Source organism: Tannerella sp., from assembly GCF_030528505.1.
Classification (GTDB): domain Bacteria; phylum Bacteroidota; class Bacteroidia; order Bacteroidales; family Tannerellaceae; genus Tannerella.
On the sequence record NZ_JAUMYS010000020.1, the window covers coordinates 23526 to 44440 of the forward strand.

Annotated in this window: 15 protein-coding genes and 1 pseudogene; 15 read left to right on the forward strand and 1 reads right to left on the reverse strand. The window is 48.8% G+C overall.

The window, feature by feature from the left end; all coding sequences use genetic code 11:
* Window positions 1-96 precede the first annotated feature (96 nt).
* From Q4A89_RS04685 to Q4A89_RS04710, 6 genes are all read left to right on the forward strand, one after another.
* Window positions 97-3432, forward strand: coding sequence for a SusC/RagA family TonB-linked outer membrane protein (locus Q4A89_RS04685; protein WP_303184089.1), 3336 nt, complete (start codon window positions 97-99; stop codon window positions 3430-3432).
* Window positions 3433-3446: 14 nt separating this feature from the next.
* The gene (locus Q4A89_RS04690; RefSeq protein WP_303184090.1) at window positions 3447-4979 is read left to right on the forward strand and encodes a SusD/RagB family nutrient-binding outer membrane lipoprotein; all 1533 of its coding nucleotides are present in this window, start codon (window positions 3447-3449) and stop codon (window positions 4977-4979) included.
* Between the two features lie 171 nt (window positions 4980-5150).
* Entirely contained in the window at window positions 5151-5939 is a 789-nt protein-coding gene (locus Q4A89_RS04695) for a family 16 glycosylhydrolase (RefSeq protein ID WP_368389497.1), read from the forward strand.
* 281 nt (window positions 5940-6220) lie between these two features.
* On the forward strand, window positions 6221-8326 hold the full coding sequence (locus Q4A89_RS04700) for a TonB-dependent siderophore receptor (protein ID WP_303184092.1): 2106 nt from the start codon (window positions 6221-6223) through the stop codon (window positions 8324-8326).
* A gap of 83 nt (window positions 8327-8409) precedes the next feature.
* Complete coding sequence (locus tag Q4A89_RS04705) at window positions 8410-9054, forward strand: HmuY family protein (RefSeq protein WP_303184093.1); 645 nt, start codon at window positions 8410-8412, stop codon at window positions 9052-9054.
* Between the two features lie 17 nt (window positions 9055-9071).
* The gene (locus Q4A89_RS04710) at window positions 9072-10604 is read left to right on the forward strand and encodes a PepSY domain-containing protein (protein ID WP_303184094.1); all 1533 of its coding nucleotides are present in this window, start codon (window positions 9072-9074) and stop codon (window positions 10602-10604) included.
* An 18-nt stretch (window positions 10605-10622) separates the two neighbouring features.
* Here Q4A89_RS04710 and Q4A89_RS04715 read toward each other — a convergent pair whose 3' ends face one another.
* A complete protein-coding gene (locus Q4A89_RS04715; protein WP_303184095.1) occupies window positions 10623-11492 on the reverse strand; it encodes a CPBP family intramembrane glutamic endopeptidase in 870 nt (289 codons plus the stop codon).
* 267 nt (window positions 11493-11759) lie between these two features.
* On the opposite strand from Q4A89_RS04715, the gene Q4A89_RS04720 reads away from it, so the two are divergent.
* The 9 genes and pseudogenes from Q4A89_RS04720 to Q4A89_RS04760 all read left to right on the forward strand — a co-directional run bounded on the left by Q4A89_RS04720 (window position 11760) and on the right by Q4A89_RS04760 (window position 20794).
* Window positions 11760-12797, forward strand: coding sequence for an asparaginase (locus Q4A89_RS04720; RefSeq protein ID WP_303184096.1), 1038 nt, complete (start codon window positions 11760-11762; stop codon window positions 12795-12797).
* Between the two features lie 87 nt (window positions 12798-12884).
* Window positions 12885-14552 carry a formate--tetrahydrofolate ligase gene (locus Q4A89_RS04725; protein WP_303184097.1) on the forward strand — a complete coding sequence of 556 codons (1668 nt, stop codon included), beginning with the start codon at window positions 12885-12887 and terminating at the stop codon, window positions 14550-14552.
* A 189-nt stretch (window positions 14553-14741) separates the two neighbouring features.
* Window positions 14742-15668, forward strand: coding sequence for a transcription antitermination factor NusB (gene nusB / locus Q4A89_RS04730; RefSeq protein ID WP_303184098.1), 927 nt, complete (start codon window positions 14742-14744; stop codon window positions 15666-15668).
* Between the two features lie 78 nt (window positions 15669-15746).
* Window positions 15747-16082: a preprotein translocase subunit YajC gene (gene yajC, locus Q4A89_RS04735; RefSeq protein ID WP_303184099.1), complete on the forward strand. Its 336-nt coding sequence runs from the start codon at window positions 15747-15749 to the stop codon at window positions 16080-16082.
* Window positions 16083-16091: 9 nt separating this feature from the next.
* Complete coding sequence (locus Q4A89_RS04740) at window positions 16092-17096, forward strand: YbbR-like domain-containing protein (RefSeq protein ID WP_303184100.1); 1005 nt, start codon at window positions 16092-16094, stop codon at window positions 17094-17096.
* Complete coding sequence (gene coaE / locus Q4A89_RS04745) at window positions 17093-17668, forward strand: dephospho-CoA kinase (RefSeq protein ID WP_303184101.1); 576 nt, start codon at window positions 17093-17095, stop codon at window positions 17666-17668. The genes Q4A89_RS04740 and coaE overlap by 4 nt, the downstream gene beginning before the upstream one ends.
* Before the next feature lie 116 nt (window positions 17669-17784).
* Window positions 17785-18213, forward strand: a pseudogene (locus tag Q4A89_RS04750) (DUF5606 domain-containing protein); the annotation flags it as partial.
* 307 nt (window positions 18214-18520) lie between these two features.
* Entirely contained in the window at window positions 18521-19075 is a 555-nt protein-coding gene (locus Q4A89_RS04755) for a helix-turn-helix domain-containing protein (RefSeq protein ID WP_303184102.1), read from the forward strand.
* Between the two features lie 45 nt (window positions 19076-19120).
* Complete coding sequence (locus Q4A89_RS04760; RefSeq protein ID WP_303184103.1) at window positions 19121-20794, forward strand: AMP-binding protein; 1674 nt, start codon at window positions 19121-19123, stop codon at window positions 20792-20794.
* Window positions 20795-20915 lie beyond the last annotated feature (121 nt).

Consider the following 20915-nt stretch of genomic DNA (forward strand, 5'->3'; position numbering starts at 1 on the left):
TCATATTAATTTAACTTTTGGTCTATGAATGAGAATCTATTACAAAAGAAAGACAAAACATGGAGTTTGAAAAGGCTTTTTGTTTTTCTTATACCGTTGTTTTTAATTTCGCCGGTCTATTCGCAGATTACGGTAAATATACAGAATGTGCCTTTGCGAGAAGCGCTTGGCGAAATAGAAAAAGTCAGTGATTATCGTTTTTTTTACAGCGAATCATTGGCCGTATTGAATCATGCATGTTCCTTACACGTTACGGATGCGAGCATCGACGACGTAATGCGTGAATTACTTGCCGGTACGAATGTTACTTACGAGAAGAATAATCGGATTATCGCTCTCGTTGAAAAAGAAGTTAGAAATCAAACAAACAAAATACTTATACGTGGACGTATTACTGACACGCAAGGCGAACCTGTTGTCGGAGCCAATATTATAGAAGAGGGCACATCCGGCAACGGAACGATCAGTAACGCAGACGGGGCGTTTACTTTGGAAGTCAATCAGGGAGCCACATTGAAAATATCTTATCTTGGCTATCGTGATGTGACGCTTCGTACGGCAGGAAAGACCTCGTTCGAGGTTGTTCTGGAAGAAGATACGAAGCTATTGAGCGAAGTTGTCGTAACAGCCTTAGGAATCAAACGTGAAGAGAAAGCTTTAGGGTATGCCGTGCAAAAAATCGACGGTGAAAGCCTGCAAAAAGTATCGGGGGTAGATGTCAGTACCTCGCTTACCGGAAAAATAGCGGGACTTCTGGTACGAAATCCGACAGATTTCAATGTTGCTCAATCCGTCACGATTCGTGGAGAAGAACCTCTGCTGGTTATTGACGGAGTGGCGTATGCCAATAAGACGTTGCGTGATATTTCGTCCGAAGATATCGAATCCATCAACGTGCTTAAAGGAGCTACGGCTTCGGCTCTTTATGGTTTCAGAGGTTCGAATGGAACTATTTTGATTACGACAAAGAATGGCAGTTCGGGGAAGATCGGTGTAACGGTCGATTTCACGACTAATACTCTGTTCTTGGCCGGCTATCTGGCTGTTCCCGAAAAACAAAGCGTATACGGACGCGGAAAGGATAACGCGTACGATAAAAATTCGACCGAATCGTGGGGTACGTTTATGGACGGATCGATTCAGAATCAATGGGACCCGTTTCTGAAAGAATATCGTGATTATGAATATCTTCCCGTCGGAAAAGATAACTTCAAGAACTTTCTTGAAAAAGGATACATCACGAATAATAACGTGAACGTATCTTTTAAAGGAAAAGAAATCGCCTTGCGAAGCTCTGTTAATTGGACTCAGAATAAAGGCCTGTATCCTAATTCGCGACTGAACAAGTATTCCTATACATTAGGCGGAGATATTCAGCTCGGGAAGTTTCAATTATCGTCGAATATGTCGTATGCGAAAAGAGAATCGCCCAATATGGGCTTCAATTCATACAAAGGATACGACCCGATGTATTCTCTGTTAATAAACTCCTCGGCCGATTTTAATATTCTGGATTATAAAAACAATTACTGGCTAAAAGAAGGAGAAATACAGAATTATACGTACAGAGATCAGGTCAATAATCCATATTTCGACAGTTATGAAAAAACAAACGAAGTTTCCAGAGATATATTCAACGCCGATTTGTCCGCGAGCTATCAAGTCGCGGAATGGCTCAAGGCTACCATAAGGTCGGGGTTGGATTTTTATATCGACCGCGGGAAACTTCGAGTATCGCGAGGCTCGTTCGTATCGACAGGCGATACGGGTATTCCGGGAAATCCGTATACATGGAACGGAACGAAAACCGGTGCTTATCTGACCGGACGAACACAAGGATTCAGTATGAACAATGATTTCCTGCTTACGGGAAATCGAACGCTTTTCGACCGACTTGAAGTCGATTATCTGGCCGGTGGGACAATATTCTACAGAAGAGACGATAATATCAACGCTCAAACAGACGGGGGGATTTTCGCTCCGGGCTTCTTCTCGCTCAAAGCGTCGGTAAAGCCACCCAAAATAGGAGAGAGTATGCAGGAACAGCAAGTCAACTCGCTTTTTGGCCGGCTTGCACTGGCGTGGAATAAAATGATCTATGCCGAAGTGACCGGACGAAATGACTGGAGTTCTACATTGGCCGGTCCTCACGTACCGAAGTCGGATATGTCTTATTTCTATCCCTCGGTATCGGGAAGTTTCGTGGTCTCCGAATTATTGCCCGAATCGTCCCGAACATGGTTGGATTTATTAAAAATCAGAAGTTCATGGACTCAATCGAAAACCCCGGCCGCTATTTACGCCATCAATCAGGGATTTTCCGTAACCACGGGTACTTGGAATACCATGAATGGCGCTTCGGCGCCTCATACCATTTATCCGGCTTCGGTCCGTCCCAACGCGTCGAAAACGTATGAAGTTGGGATGCAAGGCGTCTTTCTTAAAAACAGATTGTCGGTCGATGTTTCCTATTACGACAAAAATATGTATGACTTTTTGAAAAACGCAAGTATATCTCCGGCTTCGGGGATGACGAATATCTTCGTTAATTTGGAAGAACGAATCTCGCGTCGGGGATGGGAAGTTTCCGTAACGGCTACTCCCGTAAAAACACCGGAATGGCAGTGGGATATGGCATTCAACTGGTCTACTTATAAGCGTGTCTATACTCAACTCGATTCGATCTACTCTACTAAAAAACCATGGATTAAGAAAGGGGAACGTGTAGATGCTTACGTAGCCAATGACTTTATGAAAGTTCCGGGAACGAACGAGTATATTTATTACAACGGACGTCTTCAGAAAAGTAAATATCAATCCGTCATGGGATACTCCGATCCGGATTGGCTATGGGGATTTCATACTACATTGAGGTATAAAGATTTTTCGCTGTTTCTCTCGTTCGATGGAGTCGTCGGAGGATTAATGGGCACACGAACCGAAAGTTATATGTGGCAGATGGGCGTACATCCCGAATCCGTCACTCCCGAAAGAGCAAAAGACGTAGAAAATCCGGGATCATTGAATTATTTGGGACGAGGGGTGAAAGTCATATCCGGTAAAGTCACGTTCGATACGGACGGAAACATTACAAGCGATACGCGGACGTATGCCCCGAACGATATTTATACGACTTATAAGCAGGCAATGCAGGATTTGCACGCCAGTAGCGCGTGGGGAGGCTCTGCAAGCCCAGCCGATATCTATTCAAAGACGTTTATTAAGCTGCGAGAGGTCTCTCTAACGTATCATGTGCCACGATTATTCCTTGAGAAGTGGGGCCCTGTGAAAAATGCGTCGATCAGTTTCATCGGACAGAACGTATTCTTATGGGCTAAAGATTTTAAATATTCGGATCCGGACGGTGGGAACGAAGATTTCGTCGATCCGTCTGTCCGATATCTGGGAGCAAATATAAAACTAACCTTTTAAACATGGATATGACAATGAAAAACTGGATTTCTATATGGACTGTCGTTATCGCTTCGTGCATGATTGCCTCGTGCGATAATTTTGAAGACATGAATCAAAATCCCGACCAGCCGAACAAGGTTTCGCCGGAGATGCTTGCGACGCAGATTCTGAAAAATACGTACCGTTTCTGGAACCCTGTCCCTGACGACTTTCAGCAGGGGACGAATCTGATGAATAAGCATATCGCGCTGTTGCGCACTAACCCGAATCCGGCGCAATATTTCTATTCTTACTGGCCTTACGGCAGTTTCGGGGCGTACGCGGGACTGACCGATTTGCGTTTAATGTCGGAATATTCGAAAGGTATGAAACAGGAGCCGTCATACAATGGATTAGAGCTGTTTCTCAAGGCTTCGTTTGGGTTTTCTGCCACATTAAACATGGGGGATGTCCCTTATTCCGAAGCGGGGAAAGCGCATGAAGGAATTACCAAGCCGAAGTATGATAAACAGGAAGAAGTTTTCAAGCAGGTACTGGAAGATTTCCGGAAAGCCGAAGAATTCTTTGCTAAGGGAGAGAAGTTTGAAGGCGATATGATGTTTAACGGTGATGCCGAGAAATGGCGTAAACTTTCTAACGCAATGCAGTTGAAAGTATTGCAGACGTTGAGCCGAAAGATTACCGACGAGCAGAAAACACGCTTCGCCTCAATCGTCGAAGCCGGTCATCTGATGCAGGGTAATGACGATAATTTCAAACTTGTTTACAGTGATAACCCGAATGCCGGCTATCCGTTCTGGAATGGCGAGACGCATCGGTCGTATACGGCTATTTCGAAACTGTGTGTCGACGCTTTGAAACAATTTAAAGACAGGCGTCTCTTCTATTTTGCCGAGCCGGCCGGGAAATTGATAAAAGAAGGAAAGAAGGAGTCGGAGTTCGACGCGTACGAAGGCGCGCCTACGGAGTTGTCGGCCGAAAAATTGGCGGTCAATAACAGCACGGGCATGTATTCGCTTATCAACAAACGTTATCCGCTCTATCTGGACGGAGAGCCCATGCTGATCTTTACGTATTCGGAACAGTGTTTTATCATTGCCGAAGCGATTGAAGAAGGATGGGTCAAAGGCGATGCGAAAGATTATTACGAGAAAGGGGTACGTGCCATGTTGGAGTATTATATGCATCTTCCGCATACGAAAGAGCATGTCCATGGGATGGCTATCGACAAAGAGTACATCGATAACTATTTTACGGGAGCTGCGGCTTATGCCGTATCCGGTTCGAAGCAGGAGCGTCTCCAACAAATCTGGACGCAACGATGGCTGATCGACTTCTTTCAGGGGAACGGAGGAAACTATGCGCAGTTCTTACGCACCGGTTATCCCGCCTATCCGCTTGATCCGTCCACTTGTATGAACCCCGACGATAAAACGACTTACCCTAAACGATGGATGTATCCGACCAACGAACAAACGGTTAATCCCGAGCATTATCATAAAGCGATCGATGAACAGTATGGAGGGTATGACGGAATTAATCAGGTGCCATGGTATTTAAAATGAAGATAGATTAGGTGTGCAGTCGTGTCGGAAGATGCTTTTCGAGGCTTTTGAAAGCCTTCCGACACGTTTTTTAATTTTTGACGTTTGATGATGAATTATAAACTATACTTGTTGGCGATAACGTCTCTCCTTTTGTCAGCTTGTGCCGGAAACAAAGAGAAGAAGGAAAGGATGTGCGACTATCAGACGATTACGACAACGACCGGGGAGTGGTTGCTGGTCTGGAATGATGAGTTCGACTACGAAGGACTGCCTGATACGACGAAATGGAGTTACGATACGCAAGGAAATGCTTGGAATTGGGGAAACAACGAAGCGCAGTTCTATACGGCAGATAATCTTGACAACGCGTCTGTGAAGAATGGTATTCTTACGATTACGGCCTGGAAGGAAACGATCGAGAACAAGCACTATACGTCTGCCCGGTTAATTATGAAAGCGAAAGGAGACTGGCTCTACGGACGTTTCGAAGTACGGGCGAAGTTGCCGGAAGGGAAAGGTACATGGCCGGCTATCTGGATGCTTCCGACCGATTCGGAATATGGAGAGTGGCCTGCCAGTGGCGAAATCGATATCATGGAGAACGTAGGGTATGACCCGAATCATATCGTGGGTACGGCCCATACGCAAAGCTATAATCATATCAAAGGGACACAAAAAAGCGGGATGCTCTTTCTCCCGACCCATTCGACCGATTTTCATGTGTATGCTCTTGAGTGGGAAGAGAAAGAATATCGGCTGTATGTGGATGATAAACTGTTTTTTACTTTTATCAACGAAGGAACGGGGTATGCCGAATGGCCTTTCGACAAAAAGTTCTATCTTATCCTGAATTTAGCCATCGGAGGAAATTGGGGAGGAAAGCATGGCATCGATGAGGCGTTATTTCCCCACCGGTTTCATATCGATTATGTGCGGGTCTACGAGAAGAAACTCAATTCTGAGTCTTCTTCGAAATGATTTGAAATGTTGGGGGCAAGCAATTAAACCAATCAACCATCCAATCCTTAAATTATCCCTCAAACTTATCTCTTAACCGCACAGGGCACAACGTTTACGCAAGGGGCTCAGGTGTTTTAGCCGTTTGACTATTAAACGACTCAACACACCGACGGCCTAAGGGGATTCCTCCCTATTTTTGGTGACTCTTTTCGTGGGCAGTATCCCCTGTTTTGGGGATTGTGGTTTTTTTCCGCTCATTTTATTTTTGCATCGTCAAAATAAAATGAAACCGGAGGGTTATGTTTAGGTTACGTATATCGTCTTTAAAATATATATTTCACTTTTATCTGACAGCCTGTGTAGCAGGATACGCGTCGCAGAGTGTCGCATGGCATTCCGAAGAGGGGCAGACCTTGTTGGTGAACGATGATGATTCGTTGGCCATCAATAAATTCAAACTCGATGAGGTTGTCATTACGGCCACGCGTACGCCTAAGCGTCTTTCGCAATCGCCTGTTATCACGCAGGTTGTAACCGCACAACAGATCGAAGATCGCGGGTTGTCCGATATAAAGAGTTTGCTTACCCAAGAGATTCCGGGCCTTGTCTTCAACGAAGTAGGCTTCGGCACGAGCATTAATTTGCAGGGACTTGGCGGAAAGCATATCCTTTTTCTCGTAGATGGCGAACGCATGGCCGGTGAAACAGGCGATAACATCGATTATCAGCGTCTCGATTTGAATAATGTAGAACGTATCGAGATTGTGCAGGGCGCCGCTTCGGCTCTTTACGGATCGCAAGCAATGGGAGGAGTAATCAATATTATCACCCGCAAGCAGAAGCAGCCATTTTCCGTGTCCGCCTCGGTTAAATGGGCACAACCCTACGAACGGAACTTCACCGACGTAGAAAAGGATGACCGTCTGCGTGTGTATAAGCGCAACGCCGACCGTCCGAATCTCAACGCCGATGTTAGCGTGGGCGGTAAGTGGCGTAAGTGGACGGGAAAGTCGGTTTTCTCGTACAAGAGCGCCGATGCTTACCGGTTGTTCGATACAGATAGTGTGGTGAAATACTTTCCGGAATACGACTATACGTTCCGTCAACCTCGGCGCACGATGCCTACGCTGGTGTCGGGCTACGGCGGGCATCATTTTACACAGACTCTTGCGTACGAGCCTACCCAAAAGCTCAGCTTCTCGGCCAAAGGCAATTTTTATGCCATGGATAAGTACGACTTATCGCTTGATAACAAATACGAACATAATACCGACGCTTCCGGCTCGCTGAATGCCGTCTATCGTCTCGGCGATTTCTCCGACGTTCAAGTTTCTCTCTATGCCGACCATTATAATCGTTACCGTGCATTAGAATTGCTTCCGGGACAGAAGGAACATATCTATCGTCATCGTCTTTTGCAGCCGCGCGCGCAATATACGTTTCGCGCCGGAAGCCAACATGCCCTTAACACAGGCGTCGAATATCTGTATGAAAGCCTTTATGCCGACAAGTTTGAGGCCGAGCGTTATCAGGAACGCAATCAACGGTCAGGTTCACTCTATGTGCAGGATGACTGGAGCGTAACGCGACAGTTCTCGGTCGTTGCGGGCGTACGTGCCGACTATCATAACGCTTACGGATTTCATGTTTCGCCCAAGGTGGCGGCCATTGTGAAACGTTTTCCGTTTACGTTTCGTTTCAACTATGCCGCCGGATACCGGTCGCCCAATCTGAAGGAGCTTTATATGAACTGGGATCATCTGGGCATGTTTATGATTTACGGGAACGCGGCCTTGCGTCCCGAACGCAATCATTATTTCTCGCTTTCGGCCGAATATGTCTCGGAATACCTCTATGCCGTGGCTACGGGATACGTCAATCTGTTTTCCGACAAAATCGAAGGCGTCTGGACCAATAACCAAACCGAACTGCATTACCGTAATATCAGCTCGGCCACGTTAGCGGGCGCTAATGCCAATGTACGGCTCAATCCCTTGAAAGGTCTTTTTCTCTACGCCACGGTCAATTATCTCCATCCCAGACGAACGGGCGGCGTGCGCCTTCATACGCAAAGCGTCTTGAGCGGAACGACGCGTGCTGAATATGCTTTTCGTGCGGGCAGGCAACATTTCGTCTTTAACGTGTCGGGCAGTCTGCTCGGCGCAAAAAAATACAGCGTGCTGGAAAAGATTCGGCCGAACCATACCGAAGTGGAAGCGTATTACACGGCGCAAGTGCCGGCCTACAGCCTCTGGAATGTATCGGCCACGTGGCGTTTCTCGGAGTGGGCGCGTCTTACGCTGGGCGTCGATAATCTGTTCGACTATCGCGCCGGAATTATTCACTTCAACACCTACACCGGTCCCGGACGAAACGCCTTTGCCGCGGTCTACTGGTCGTTATAATGCGCGGGCGTCATGCGGTAAAAAAACAAGTTGTCAGATAAATTTTTTCACTCATCATTAATTTATATAATCCAATAACAAAAATGAACAGATACATTGTATTATCGATTCAGATGGCAGCCGTTGCGCTGCTGGGCTTTTTGTTCGCAAGTTGCGACAAAGATCAAAAAGAAGCCCCGCTCTCTTCGGTCGTTAAACAACATACGTTGAGCCGCAAAACCGGCTACGGCAACGACTGGGTCTATTATTCCTTCGAATCGGGGAAAGAAGTGCAGGGCATTAACGAAGAAAATCGCGCCGACCGGCTCGACTGGGACGTGGCTTTCAACCGTTATAGCAACATACGCACCAACAGCGGCACGTCAGGCAAAGGAAAAGGCGGTGCGCGCGATATGGGAAAAGTGGCTTTCAAAAGCGTGACGGTTGCTCCGACCGATGGCTATATCGTTGACCAAAAAGACAGCATTATGTACGGATTAGGCACGATGATGCAAGGCGGAAGACCCGAAATGGGCCCTTCTACGCTGAATGAAGTGCTGAAAGGCGCCATCCTTTTTTCCGGACCGCCTCCTACGTACACGATCAGCGAGCATGTTTTCGTCATAAAGACGGCCAGCGGGAAGTATGTGAAGATGCAGGTCGAAGGATTTCACAACAAGGAAGGAAAATCGGGTTACGTATCCTTCCGTTATGTGTATCAGCCCGACGGTTCCCCGAAATTTGAATAAACCTGTCCGCTGCTTCTATGCGTTTCTTTGCCAAGTATCATAAATGGATCGGACTGTTTTTTACGTTCTTCGTCCTGATGTTCGCCATTTCGGGCGTGTTCCTCAACCATCGACGCGCCATTGCCACGTGGGACGTCGCTCGTTCGTGGTTGCCGAAACAGTACGGCTATGACAACTGGAACAATGGCGCCATCAGCGGAACGTTGCCGCTGAGTGGTGGAAGGGTGTTGATGTACGGCGGTAGCGGCGTGTGGATGACCGATACGCTCGGTCGTTCTCCGCAGCCGTTGACCGAGGGCATGCGTCGAGGCGCCGATAACCGCAACCTGCGTGCCGTGGCACAGACTGCCGCCGGCGAACTTTTCGCCGTGTCGCCTTTCTGCCTTTATCGTTTGAAGGAAAATACGAATCGTTGGGAAGAGCAACCGGTGACGACGGCTCATGATGCTTTTACCGATGTGCAGGTGAAAGACGATACGTTGTTCGTCGTGTCGCGCTCGCATGTTTATACGGCGTCGGCGCCTTATACCACGTTTGAGGGGATACAGTTGCAGGAACCGGAAAACTATACGTCGAACGTGTCGCTTTTCAGAACGTTCTGGTTACTGCATAGCGGCGAGCTTTTCGGGACGACGGGAAAGACGGTCGTCGATACGGTCGGGGTTCTTGTCATCATGCTTTGTATCACGGGGCTGATCATTACATTGTTCAAGATTCCCATCAAACGACGCAAGAAAAAGGGCGTCAACACTCCGAAGCTGAAGCAGACCTGGACTTTCTCGCTCAAGTGGCATGCCAAGCTCGGCTATCTCTTTTTTATCCTGCTGCTTATCATCACCGTGACGGGGATGTTCCTGCGGCCGCCGTTGCTGATACCGATCGCACGCGCGCAGGTGAAGCCTGTGCCCGGATCGACGCTTGAAAGCGACAACCCTTGGCACGACAAATTGCGCCGTCTCCGCTACGATGATCAACAGCAGGGCTGGCTGCTCTCGTCGAGCGACGGCTTTTACGCGCTCTCGTCGCTTCGTTCCGTTCCGCAGAAGCTTACGAATACGCCGCCGGTGAGCGTGATGGGGGTAACGGTTTGGCAGAAGAACGGATCGGACGAGTGGTTGATCGGTTCGTTCAGCGGATTATATCGTTGGAATACCGGCAAACAGGCCGTGTACGATTATCTTACGGGCGAAGCCGTCGCGCCTCGTCGTTCGTCCGGACGTCCGTCGTTTAAAAACGCCGTGAGTGGTTTCTCTTCCGACTTCTCGCGGGGAGATGTCTGGTTCGAATACGCGAAAGGCGCGTGTATGAAAGAAGAAGTCGCCTTTGTTCCGATGCCGGGCGCCTTGGCTGAGGGACGCATGTCGTTCTGGAACGTCTGCCTCGAGCTGCATGTGGGGCGTTTATACTATTCTTTTATGCGTGGCTTGACCGATTGGTATATATTCCTTGCCGGATTGCTGATGCTTTTTATCGCGGTTTCCGGCTACGTCGTTTACCGAAAGCGATACCGCAAAAAACGGACTACCGCCAAAAAGCCAGCGGCCGCTTGACGGTAGTCCGCTTCGGATTCAGGAAAGAACGGGTGAGGGAGGAGGAACGCGGCGTGTCAGGATGCCGAATTTCCATTTGTAGATGAACGCGAGGATGGCTATAAACACGACGCTGGAAATAACGCCGATGAACAAATCTTCGCTGGGATTGATGATCTTGGCTTTAAACAACGCGTCGGTTCGGAGAGCTGATCCTTCGTACGTCATCAGTATAGAGCCCAAAATATTATTGATCGAATGAGCACCCATGGCCAGTTCGATACCGTCGTCGAGCAGGGAAATCAGTCCGAATGTCAGTCCGATAAGGAAATAATTCGCCATCATCACTCCGAAACCGTATTTGGCTACTTCAGGATTGGCCGAATGCATGAGTGCGAACAGCACGGAGGGAATCAGAAGCGCCCAAAGGCGGCTGCCTGTCCATGAAGCGACACCTTGCGCCAGATATCCGCGGAATACAAACTCTTCGCACGACGATTGGATGGGAATCATCGTCAGGCTGATGATCGTTAGAATGATAAACCGTACGGGTTCGAAGCGGAACTCGAAATTATCGGGATCTGTCATATAGCTGATAACGAACGATACGACCATCAATGTTCCCCATACGGCCAAGCCGACAAAGAAACGCGACCAGCGGACACGTTTCGTGCCGTTAATGACTTCTGTCCATGAGCGTCCGTGAAACGTTTTGATGATCCATATCGCAGTAGCCAGAAATACGACAAACGAGAACACCATAGAAGCCAGAAACAGGTTCGAATCGATACCGGACATCATACCTCCTTGCGAGAAGCTGTTCATATCGGTGAGTTGTTGAGGGTTTTGTATCCAGCTGGCTATTAAAACGAGGAACAGCGGGATGGCTCCAACCGTATTTGCTGCCATAAAACAAATAAATATCACGAGTAAATACCAGTACCACCGGTTCTTTTGTGTAGTAACACATTCTAAATGCTTAGTCATGTAATAATAAAGTTAAGTTGTTCAACATCGGAGCGTTTTTTACCCGTGAAAGAGGTTCTAAGGCCCTAAATCACCGAATCTTTCTCCACGATTAAAGACGCTATCAATGGCAAATATACATGATATTTCGAGACAGCAAGGCATTTCATCGGGATTTTTTTTACTTTTGCAATCTAAATTTTTTCAAAGATGAGACCGCTTGATAAAGCATCCGTTTTGCTGATTTATACGGGAGGAACGATCGGGATGATGGAAAACCCTGAGACCGGCTCGCTCGAGGCGTTTAACTTCCGTCATATCCGTGAGAATATTCCGGAGTTGAAAAAACTGGGACATGCCGTTTCGTTCGTGCTGTTTGATCCGCCGCTCGATTCGTCGGATATCGGGCCGGAATCGTGGGTGAAGATGGTACGGACGATTGTCGATAATTATGACAAATACGACGGTTTTGTTATTCTGCACGGCACGGATACGATGGCTTTTACGGCATCGGCGCTGAGCTTTATGCTTGAAAACCTGAATAAACCCGTTATTTTGACCGGCTCGCAGTTGCCTATCAATATGCTGCGTACGGACGGAAAGGAAAACCTGATAACGGCCGTCGAGATTGCCGCGACGAAGGAGAACGGTAAGCCGGTTGTGCCGGAAGTCTGTATCTTTTTTGAGAACCTGCTGATGCGGGGCAATCGCACGACGAAAATCAATGCGGACGATTTCAATGCTTTTCATTCTTCGAACTATCCCGCCCTTGCTCGTGCCGGTGTGACCATCCGCTACGAGACGAACCTGATTTATCGTCCGCAGCTCATCAAGCCGTTGAAACCGCATTACGAGATGGATGAGCATGTGGTCGTGCTGAAAGTGTTTCCGGGCATATCGGAAGATGTGGTACAATCGATCCTTCATATCCCGAACCTGAAAGGCGTCGTGCTCGAAACGTTCGGCAGCGGGAACGCACCGACGGATGAGTGGTTTCTCAGACAGTTGCGCGAGGCCGTCGAACGGGGTATCACGATCGTGAACGTGACCCAGTGTGCGGGCGGTCGTGTGGAGATGCATCGGTATGAGGCGGGGCGTACCTTGCTCGAATGCGGGGTGCTGAGCGGTTACGACAGCACGACGGAGAGCGCCGTTACGAAGCTGATGTTTCTCTTCGGTCAAGGGTTGACTCCGAAAGAAGTACGTGATCATATGCAATACTCACTCATCGGCGAAGTGACGATTTAAACAAGACATCAAACAGAAATAGTCAGAAACACGTGTTATTGATTATCTTTGTCGTCTATATTCATATATTAAATAACCGTAAAACAAATGAAAACAGATATTCAAATAGCGAGAGAGACTCCGCTGAAAAAGATAAAAGATGTGGCCGAAAGTTTTGGCATCAATCGAGGTTCGATTCATCATTATGGAAGCTATATGGCTAAGGTACCGGCCAATCTGCTCGATAAGGAGAAAATCGACAAGAGTAACCTGATTCTGGTTACGGCCATCACGCCTACTAAAACGGGTGTGGGTAAGACCACTGTTTCGATCGGACTGGCTTTGGGCTTGAACCGTATCGGTAAAAAAGCGATTGTGGCGTTACGTGAGCCGTCGCTCGGACCGGTATTCGGAATGAAGGGCGGCGCTGCCGGCGGAGGATATTCGCAGGTGTTGCCGATGGAAAACATCAACTTGCACTTTACGGGCGATTTCCACGCCATCACTTCGGCGCATAACACGATTTCCGCGTTGCTCGATAATTATATTTATCAGAATAAGGGGAAAAACAAAGTCATCAAAGAGGTAGTCTGGAAAAGGGTGCTCGACGTGAACGATCGCAACCTGCGTAATATCGTGACCGGCCTTGTGGGGCTGACGAACGGCGTGACGCAGGAATCGGGTTTCGATATCACGGCTGCTTCGGAGTTGATGGCGATCTTATGTTTGGCCGAAAACCTGGAAGACCTGCAAAGACGTATCGAAGATATTTTGCTCGCATACACTGTCGAAGGAGAGCCTTTTACGGTGAAAGACCTGGGAGTGGCGGGAGCGATTACCGTCTTGCTCAAAGACGCGCTGAATCCGAACCTTGTGCAGACGACCGAGAATACGCCTGCGTTTGTGCACGGAGGGCCGTTTGCCAATATTGCGCATGGCTGTAACTCGATACTGGCTACGAAGATGGCGATGACGTACGGCGAGTATGTGATTACGGAAGCCGGCTTTGGCGCCGACCTCGGAGCCGAAAAGTTCTTCAATATCAAATGCCGTAAAAGCGGTTTGCAACCGAAAGCGACCGTACTTGTCGTGACGGCTCAGGGGCTTAAGATGCACGGAGGAACTCCGATCGAGAAAATCAAAGAAGAAGATTTGAACGGACTGACCAAAGGCTTCGAGAACTTACAGAAGCATCTCGATAATCTGGCCGCTTTCGGGCAGACGGTCGTGGTTGCTTTCAACCGTTTTCCGACGGACACTGAGGCCGAGATAGAAGCCGTCAGAGCGTATTGCGAAAAGCATGGCGTACGTTTTGCGGTCAATAAAGCGTTTGTCGAAGGGGGTAGCGGTGCCGAAGACTTGTCGCGTAAGCTCGTGGATGCGGTAGAAAATGAGCCGTCGCAGCCGCTGAAGTTTACGTATGACGATGAGGACTCGATAGAGAAAAAGATTGAGAAAATAGCCGTGAATACTTACGGAGCTGCCGATGTCGTATTCGGCGAAAAGGCCATAAAGAAACTCAAGAAGATTAAAGATACGCCGCTCGAAAAAATGCCGGTGTGTATGGCAAAGACTCAATATTCATTCTCGGCCGACCCGAAAGCGTATGGTGTAGCCAAAGGTTTCCGGTTTAAGGTCAATGATCTGGTCATCAACCGTGGGGCCGAATTTATTGTCGTCATAGCCGGTGAGATGATGCGTATGCCGGGATTGCCGGCCGAGCCGCAGGCGAAACATATACATATCGTAAACGGCGAAATCGAAGGATTGAGCTAATCCGACAAATTGCCCGGATAACCCTTGATCGTGAGACAGGTTGTCCGGGTATCGATTACAACTAACGCGTCCAACGAGACAAACAACGAAACAATAAACAATAAGCCGTTTGCATTTCTTTTGTTTCTGATAAAAGAATGCCTATCTTTGCGGTCTGAAAAAAAGAATGTTTAGAAGATCTTTCATACAATGATAAACAGGGTTTTAATCCGCATCAAAGTGTTGCAAATCGTGTTTGCTTACTATCAGAATGGGAACAATGATTTGAGAGTAGCTGAGAACGAACTCCTTTTGAGTCTGCGCAGATCGTACGATTTATACTATTATTTCCTGTTGCTGATTGTGGAGGTAACCCGTCTGCACGAACGACGGCTCGATACGCGGAAAAATAAATATCTTCCCACCGAAGAAGAATTAAATCCGAATATGCGGCTGGTCAATAATCGTCTGGCTCGGCAGATCGAAGTCAACGAAAAGTTGCTGGCATACGTCAAGGAGCACGGCGTTTCTTGGGTAAACGAGACCGACTTTGTGAAAAATGTGCTGGAACTGATCCTGAATTCCGAGCTGTATGCCGAATACAAGGACAGTGAGGATGATTCGTATGAAGCCGATCGTGAATTCTGGCGTGCCGTATTCCGGAAACTGATCTGCCGGAATGAAGAATTGGAAAACGCACTCGAAGATATCAGTATCTACTGGAACGATGACATCGAGATTATTCAGACTTTCGTGATAAAGACGATCAAACGCTTCGAAGAGTCGGAAGGGAGCAAGCAGGAGCTGTTGCCGATGTTTAAAGACGAGGAGGATGAGGCTTTCGCCATTCAACTCTTCCGTAAGACGTTGCTGCATGGCGAAGAGTATCGTGAGCGCATCGACCGGCATCTGAGAAATTGGGAATCTGAGCGCGTGGCAAACATGGATTTGTATATTATGCAGATGGCCATGGCCGAGTTGCTCCATTTTCCGAATATTCCCGTCAATGTGACCCTCAACGAATACATCGATGCGGCCAAAGCGTACAGCACACCGAAGAGCGGAACGTTTATCAACGGGATCCTCGATTCGATCGTGCAGGAACTGACAGAGGAGAAGCAGTTGTTTAAAGCCTGATTTTTGATGTTCTCTTTGCTTTTGTGCGTGACTTGTCCTATCTTTGTCCGGAAACAATTATTTTAAATATAAAGGTGTATGAATTTGCTTAGCGTATTGTTACAGGCGCCGGCCGGCGCATCGCCTGCAGGGGGAAATGCGGGTTATATGAATATTTTGTTATTGGTGGCTCTGGTGGCGATCTTCTATTTTATGATGATTCGTCCGCAGCAGAAACGCCAGAAAGATATTCAGAAAGCGCGTGAAGCGATGAAGGTGGGAGATAAGGTAATCACCTCCGGAGGCATTCACGGCAGAATTAAGGAAGTGGGCGAGACGTCCATGTTGATCGAAGTGTCGGATGGCGTGCGGATCCGGGTCGAGAAGAATTCGGTTTTCGCCTCGTCGGAAGACGTACAGCAGCAAACTAAATAAAGACCTCGTATGTCGCGGCTTGGAAAATCACCCTCATTCAAGTCTGAGACCCGAAAGATAAAGACCTTTTTCCGGCGACGACAATGGCAGGAGGTCTTTACTTTTATGATCTTTTTGTTGCTTTCGCTGGGATTCTGGTACTTGCAGACCTTGCAGGACGAATACGAAATAGAGATTGCGATCCCGGTGAAATATAAAAATGTACCGGCCGATAAAATTTTGACGGGCGATAACCCGCAGGAGATTATGGTGAGGGTGAGAGATCGCGGGACGGTGCTGATCAACTACTCGTTTTTGCGCACGTTCGCACCGATCGAAGTCGATGTCAAGGCTCTTCAGAAGGCCGGAGGGCGCAGGGTGACGGTCACACGCCGGGTCATCGAGACGAATATAGCGAAACAACTCATTTCGTCAACTTCGTTGCTGAGTTTTGAGCCCTCGTCCATACAGGTCGAATACAACGATTTGCTGAATAAGCTCAAACCGGTGGTCGCAGACTTGTCGATAACGCTTGAGCCCGGCTTCCAGCTCTCGGATACGGTGATCGTTACCCCTCCGAAGGTGCGAGTGTATGCAGCTCGTGCCATACTGGACAGCCTTCTTGTAGTGAAGACCGTTGCTCTAAAGGCTGAAAACCTCCATAAAACGAAAGAATTTACCGTCGGCCTCCAACCGATCGAAGGAGTACGCTACGAACCCGAAGAAGTGAAGGTAAGCATTCCCGTCGAAGAGTATACCGAGAAACGACTGACCTTATCCATACAGTGCGACAGTGTGCCGGCAAACTACCTGCTGCGTATGTTCCCTTCAACCGTCGAACTGTCTTGCAAGCTTCCGCTTTCACGGTTTAAAGAAATCTCTGAGGAAGACTTTGAAATACGACTCCCTTTCAATGAGTTTGAAGCCCATCGCGAGGCGGGCGAACTGCCTGTTCGTCTGACCAAACAACCCGACCGACTGTTGAATTTGGAATTGACCCCGCAGAAGATCGAATTTATTCTGGAGCAGAAATGACGGTGATTGGAATTACGGGAGGGATTGGGAGCGGTAAGTCTGTCGTCTCTCGTTTGCTCGAAACATACGGCGTACCTGTTTACGATGCGGACAGGGAGAGCAAACGTTTGACGGTCTCGTCGCCCGTTATCCGGGAGCGCCTCACGGCGTTGCTGGGCGCCGACATCTATACACCCGACGGCTTGAACCGGGCGTTGATGGCCGGACGAATCTTTCGCGACGCGGCCCTGCTCGAACGTGTCAATGCCATTATTCATCCTGAAGTGTCGAAAGATTTCAACTGCTGGAAGGCCGGCTTGCAGACGGCCGTCTGTGCGCTCGAATCCGCCATTCTGTTCGAGTCGGGTTTTAACAGGAAAGTCGATGAGACCCTGATGGTTTATGCACCGGAAGAAGTGCGCATCGGTCGTGTTATGGCTCGCGACGGCATGTCGGAGGCCGATGTGCGGCAGCGCATGAATCGCCAATGGCCGGACGAACGTAAGAAGGCGCTCGCCGATAAAATCATACTCAACGATGAGCGGACACCTCTGATTCCGCAAATCGAGGCGCTTATGGCTGAGCTCGGGTGAAAAAGAAGAAGGGGGGGCAACGTCGTACACACGCTAAAAATATGTTTATTTTTGTCGGATTCGGAAGAGTTGCATTATCTTTGTCCGTCATAATAAAAACGTAAAAAGAAAGAGTTATGCTGAAAAAAATCCTGTCGGTATCGGGTAAACCCGGTTTGTATCAGATGGTTTCTCAAGGGAAGAATATGTTGATTATTGAGTCTCTGACGGATAAAAAGCGAATTCCGGCTTATGCGAGAGACAAAGTCATTTCGCTGGGCGATATTGCGATTTATACGAACGAGAAAGAAGTACCGCTCTATGAAGTGTTGAACAGCGTGAAGCAAAAAGAAGGCGGCCAAAAAGTGTCGCTTGAGTTGACGAAGGCTTCGCCGGACGACCTTCGTGCTTATCTGGCCGAAGTACTTCCCGATTTCGACCGCGAGCGTGTCTATCCGACGGATATCAAGCGTCTGCTGACTTGGTACAATATCTTGTTGGGGGCCGGTATTACGGAGTATGAACCGCAGGAAGACAAGCCGGAGGCGGCAGCCGAAGAAGAGGAAAAGGTCGAAGCGCCGAAGGAAGAAACGAAACAAGCGGCCCCCAAGAAGACTACGCGAGCCAAATCGACGGCTGCTGCTTCGACGGCTGCAAAAAAGCAGGCCGCGCCGAAGAAAACGACTACGACTGCGGCTAAGGCGCCTGCCGCAAAAGCGACGCAGCGCACGCGGCAGAAATAATCGCTTGCCGGTTGCTCTTTGACGAGGCGTAGAACCTCATCTTTGCAAGCTCGATAAAACATACAGGGTCTCCCGGCAGTCGCGGACTGAAGGGTGACCCTTTTAACAAACAGATAGAATACATGGCGTGATGAACGAGGAAATCAAACAAATTGCCGAACGTCTGAAAGGGCTTCGGGAGGCATTGGAGATCGGCGCGGAAGAGGTGGCGAAAGTATGTAACATGTCGCCCGAAGAATATTTGCGCCTCGAAAGCGGGACGGTCGATATCTCCGTTAGTGTGTTACACAGTATCGCACGTGCTTATGGCGTGGAGTTGACGACCCTCATGTTTGGCGGTGAGCCGAAGATGAGCACGTATTTCGTCACGCGCAACGGCAAAGGCGTATCGGTCGAACGTACGAAGGCCTATAAATACCAGTCGCTCGCCGCAGGTTTCTCGAAGCGCAGGGCTTACCCGTTTATGGTCACCGTACATCCCAAGCCGGACAGTGAGCCGCTCTACCTCAATACGCATCCCGGACAGGAGTTCAACTACGTGATCAGCGGGCGTATGCTGTTTCATATCAATGGAAAAGACTTGATCCTTGAAACGGGAGACAGTATCTACTTCAACTCCGAATTGCCGCACGGCATGAAGGCGCTCGACGGCGAAACCGTCCAGTTTCTGGCGGTGATCGTGTAATGTACTTTTTTTGAAAACTCAAACAGCTTGGCAACTATATTATAAATGTTAGAACGCTTTGTAACGCAGACGACGTTTTCGTCGCAGGAAGATTTTAGAGAGAATTTCCACATCAAGATACCGGAACATTTTAATTACGGCTACGATGTAGTCGACGCATGGGCAGACGAAGCTCCGCGGAAGAGGGCTTTGTGCTGGACGAACGACCGGGGCGAACATATCGACTTCACGTTTGCCGACATGAAGCGGTACAGCGACCAAACGGCGTCTTATTTCCAATCGCTCGGTATCGGGCGTGGCGATAAGGTGATGCTGATCCTTAAACGTCGTTATGAGTTCTGGTTCTCGATCATCGCGCTCCACAAACTGGGCGCCGTGGTGATTCCCGCCACCCATCTGTTGACGAAGAAAGACCTTGTTTATCGGGCTAACGCGGCCGACATAAAAATGATTGTCTGTGTCGGCGAAGAAGAAATTCTGACACACGTCCGCGAGGCTATGCCCGATGCGCCGACTGTGCGGACGCTCGTTTCCGTGGGGCCGGAAATCCCGGAAGGGTTCGAAGACTTCGGTCGAGGCATTGAACAGGCGAAACCGTTCGTACGTCCTGCGCAAGTCAATACGAACGGCGATATGTCGCTGATGTACTTTACCTCAGGCACGTCGGGCGAGCCGAAAATGGTTGCTCACGATTTTCTCTATCCGCTCGGGCATATCGCTACGGCCTGCTACTGGCATAATCTGCACGAAGACAGTTTGCATCTTACGATTGCCGATACGGGCTGGGGGAAAGCCGTATGGGGAAAACTTTACGGCCAGTGGATTGCCGGCGCCACCGTGTTCGTCTATGATCATGAAAAGTTTACGCCTGCCGATATGTTGCAGATGATCCAGACGCATAAAATCACGTCGCTCTGTGCCCCGCCCACGATTTTTCGTTTTCTGATTCGCGAAGACCTGACGAAATACGACCTTTCGTCGCTGCAATACTGTACCATCGCCGGCGAAGCGCTGAACCCGGCCGTGTTCGATACATTTCACAAGCTTACGGGCATCAAACTGATGGAAGGATTCGGTCAGACGGAAACGACATTGACCATCTGCACGTTTCCGTGGACGGCACCCAAGCCCGGTTCCATGGGGCTGCCTAATCCGCAGTACGACGTCGATTTGCTACGCCCCGACGGAACGAAGGCCGAAGACGGCGAACAGGGACAAATCGTTGTCCGGACAGGCGATACAAAACCCGTCGGGCTTTTTCTGGAATATTATCGCGACCCCGAGCGTACGCGCGAAACGTGGCACGACGGCATTTACTATACCGGCGATGTGGCTTGGCGCGATGAAGACGGTTACTACTGGTTCGTAGGGCGTTCGGACGATGTGATCAAGAGTTCGGGCTACCGTATCGGGCCGTTCGAAGTCGAAAGTGCCCTGATGACACACCCTTCCGTCGTGGAATGTGCCATTACGGGTGTACCGGACGAGATACGCGGCCAAGTAGTCAAGGCCACCATCGTGCTCTCGAAAGAATATAAAGACAGGGCAGGAGAGGAGCTGGTGAAGGAAATCCAGCAGCATGTGAAACAGGTGACGGCTCCCTATAAATATCCGCGCATCGTCGAATTCGTTGATGAACTGCCCAAAACCATCAGCGGCAAAATCAGGCGCGTCGAAATCCGCGCCAACGACCGTGAGAAATCTCCTGCGAAATCATAAATAGTATCGTATCACCTCTCTTGATCGATATTTTTATTTCAATTCTACCTTTCGGGGTTTTCCCGATGGGTAAATCCAATTGATTTCGCCTTTCGGGGTTTTCCCGACAATCAAATCTAAT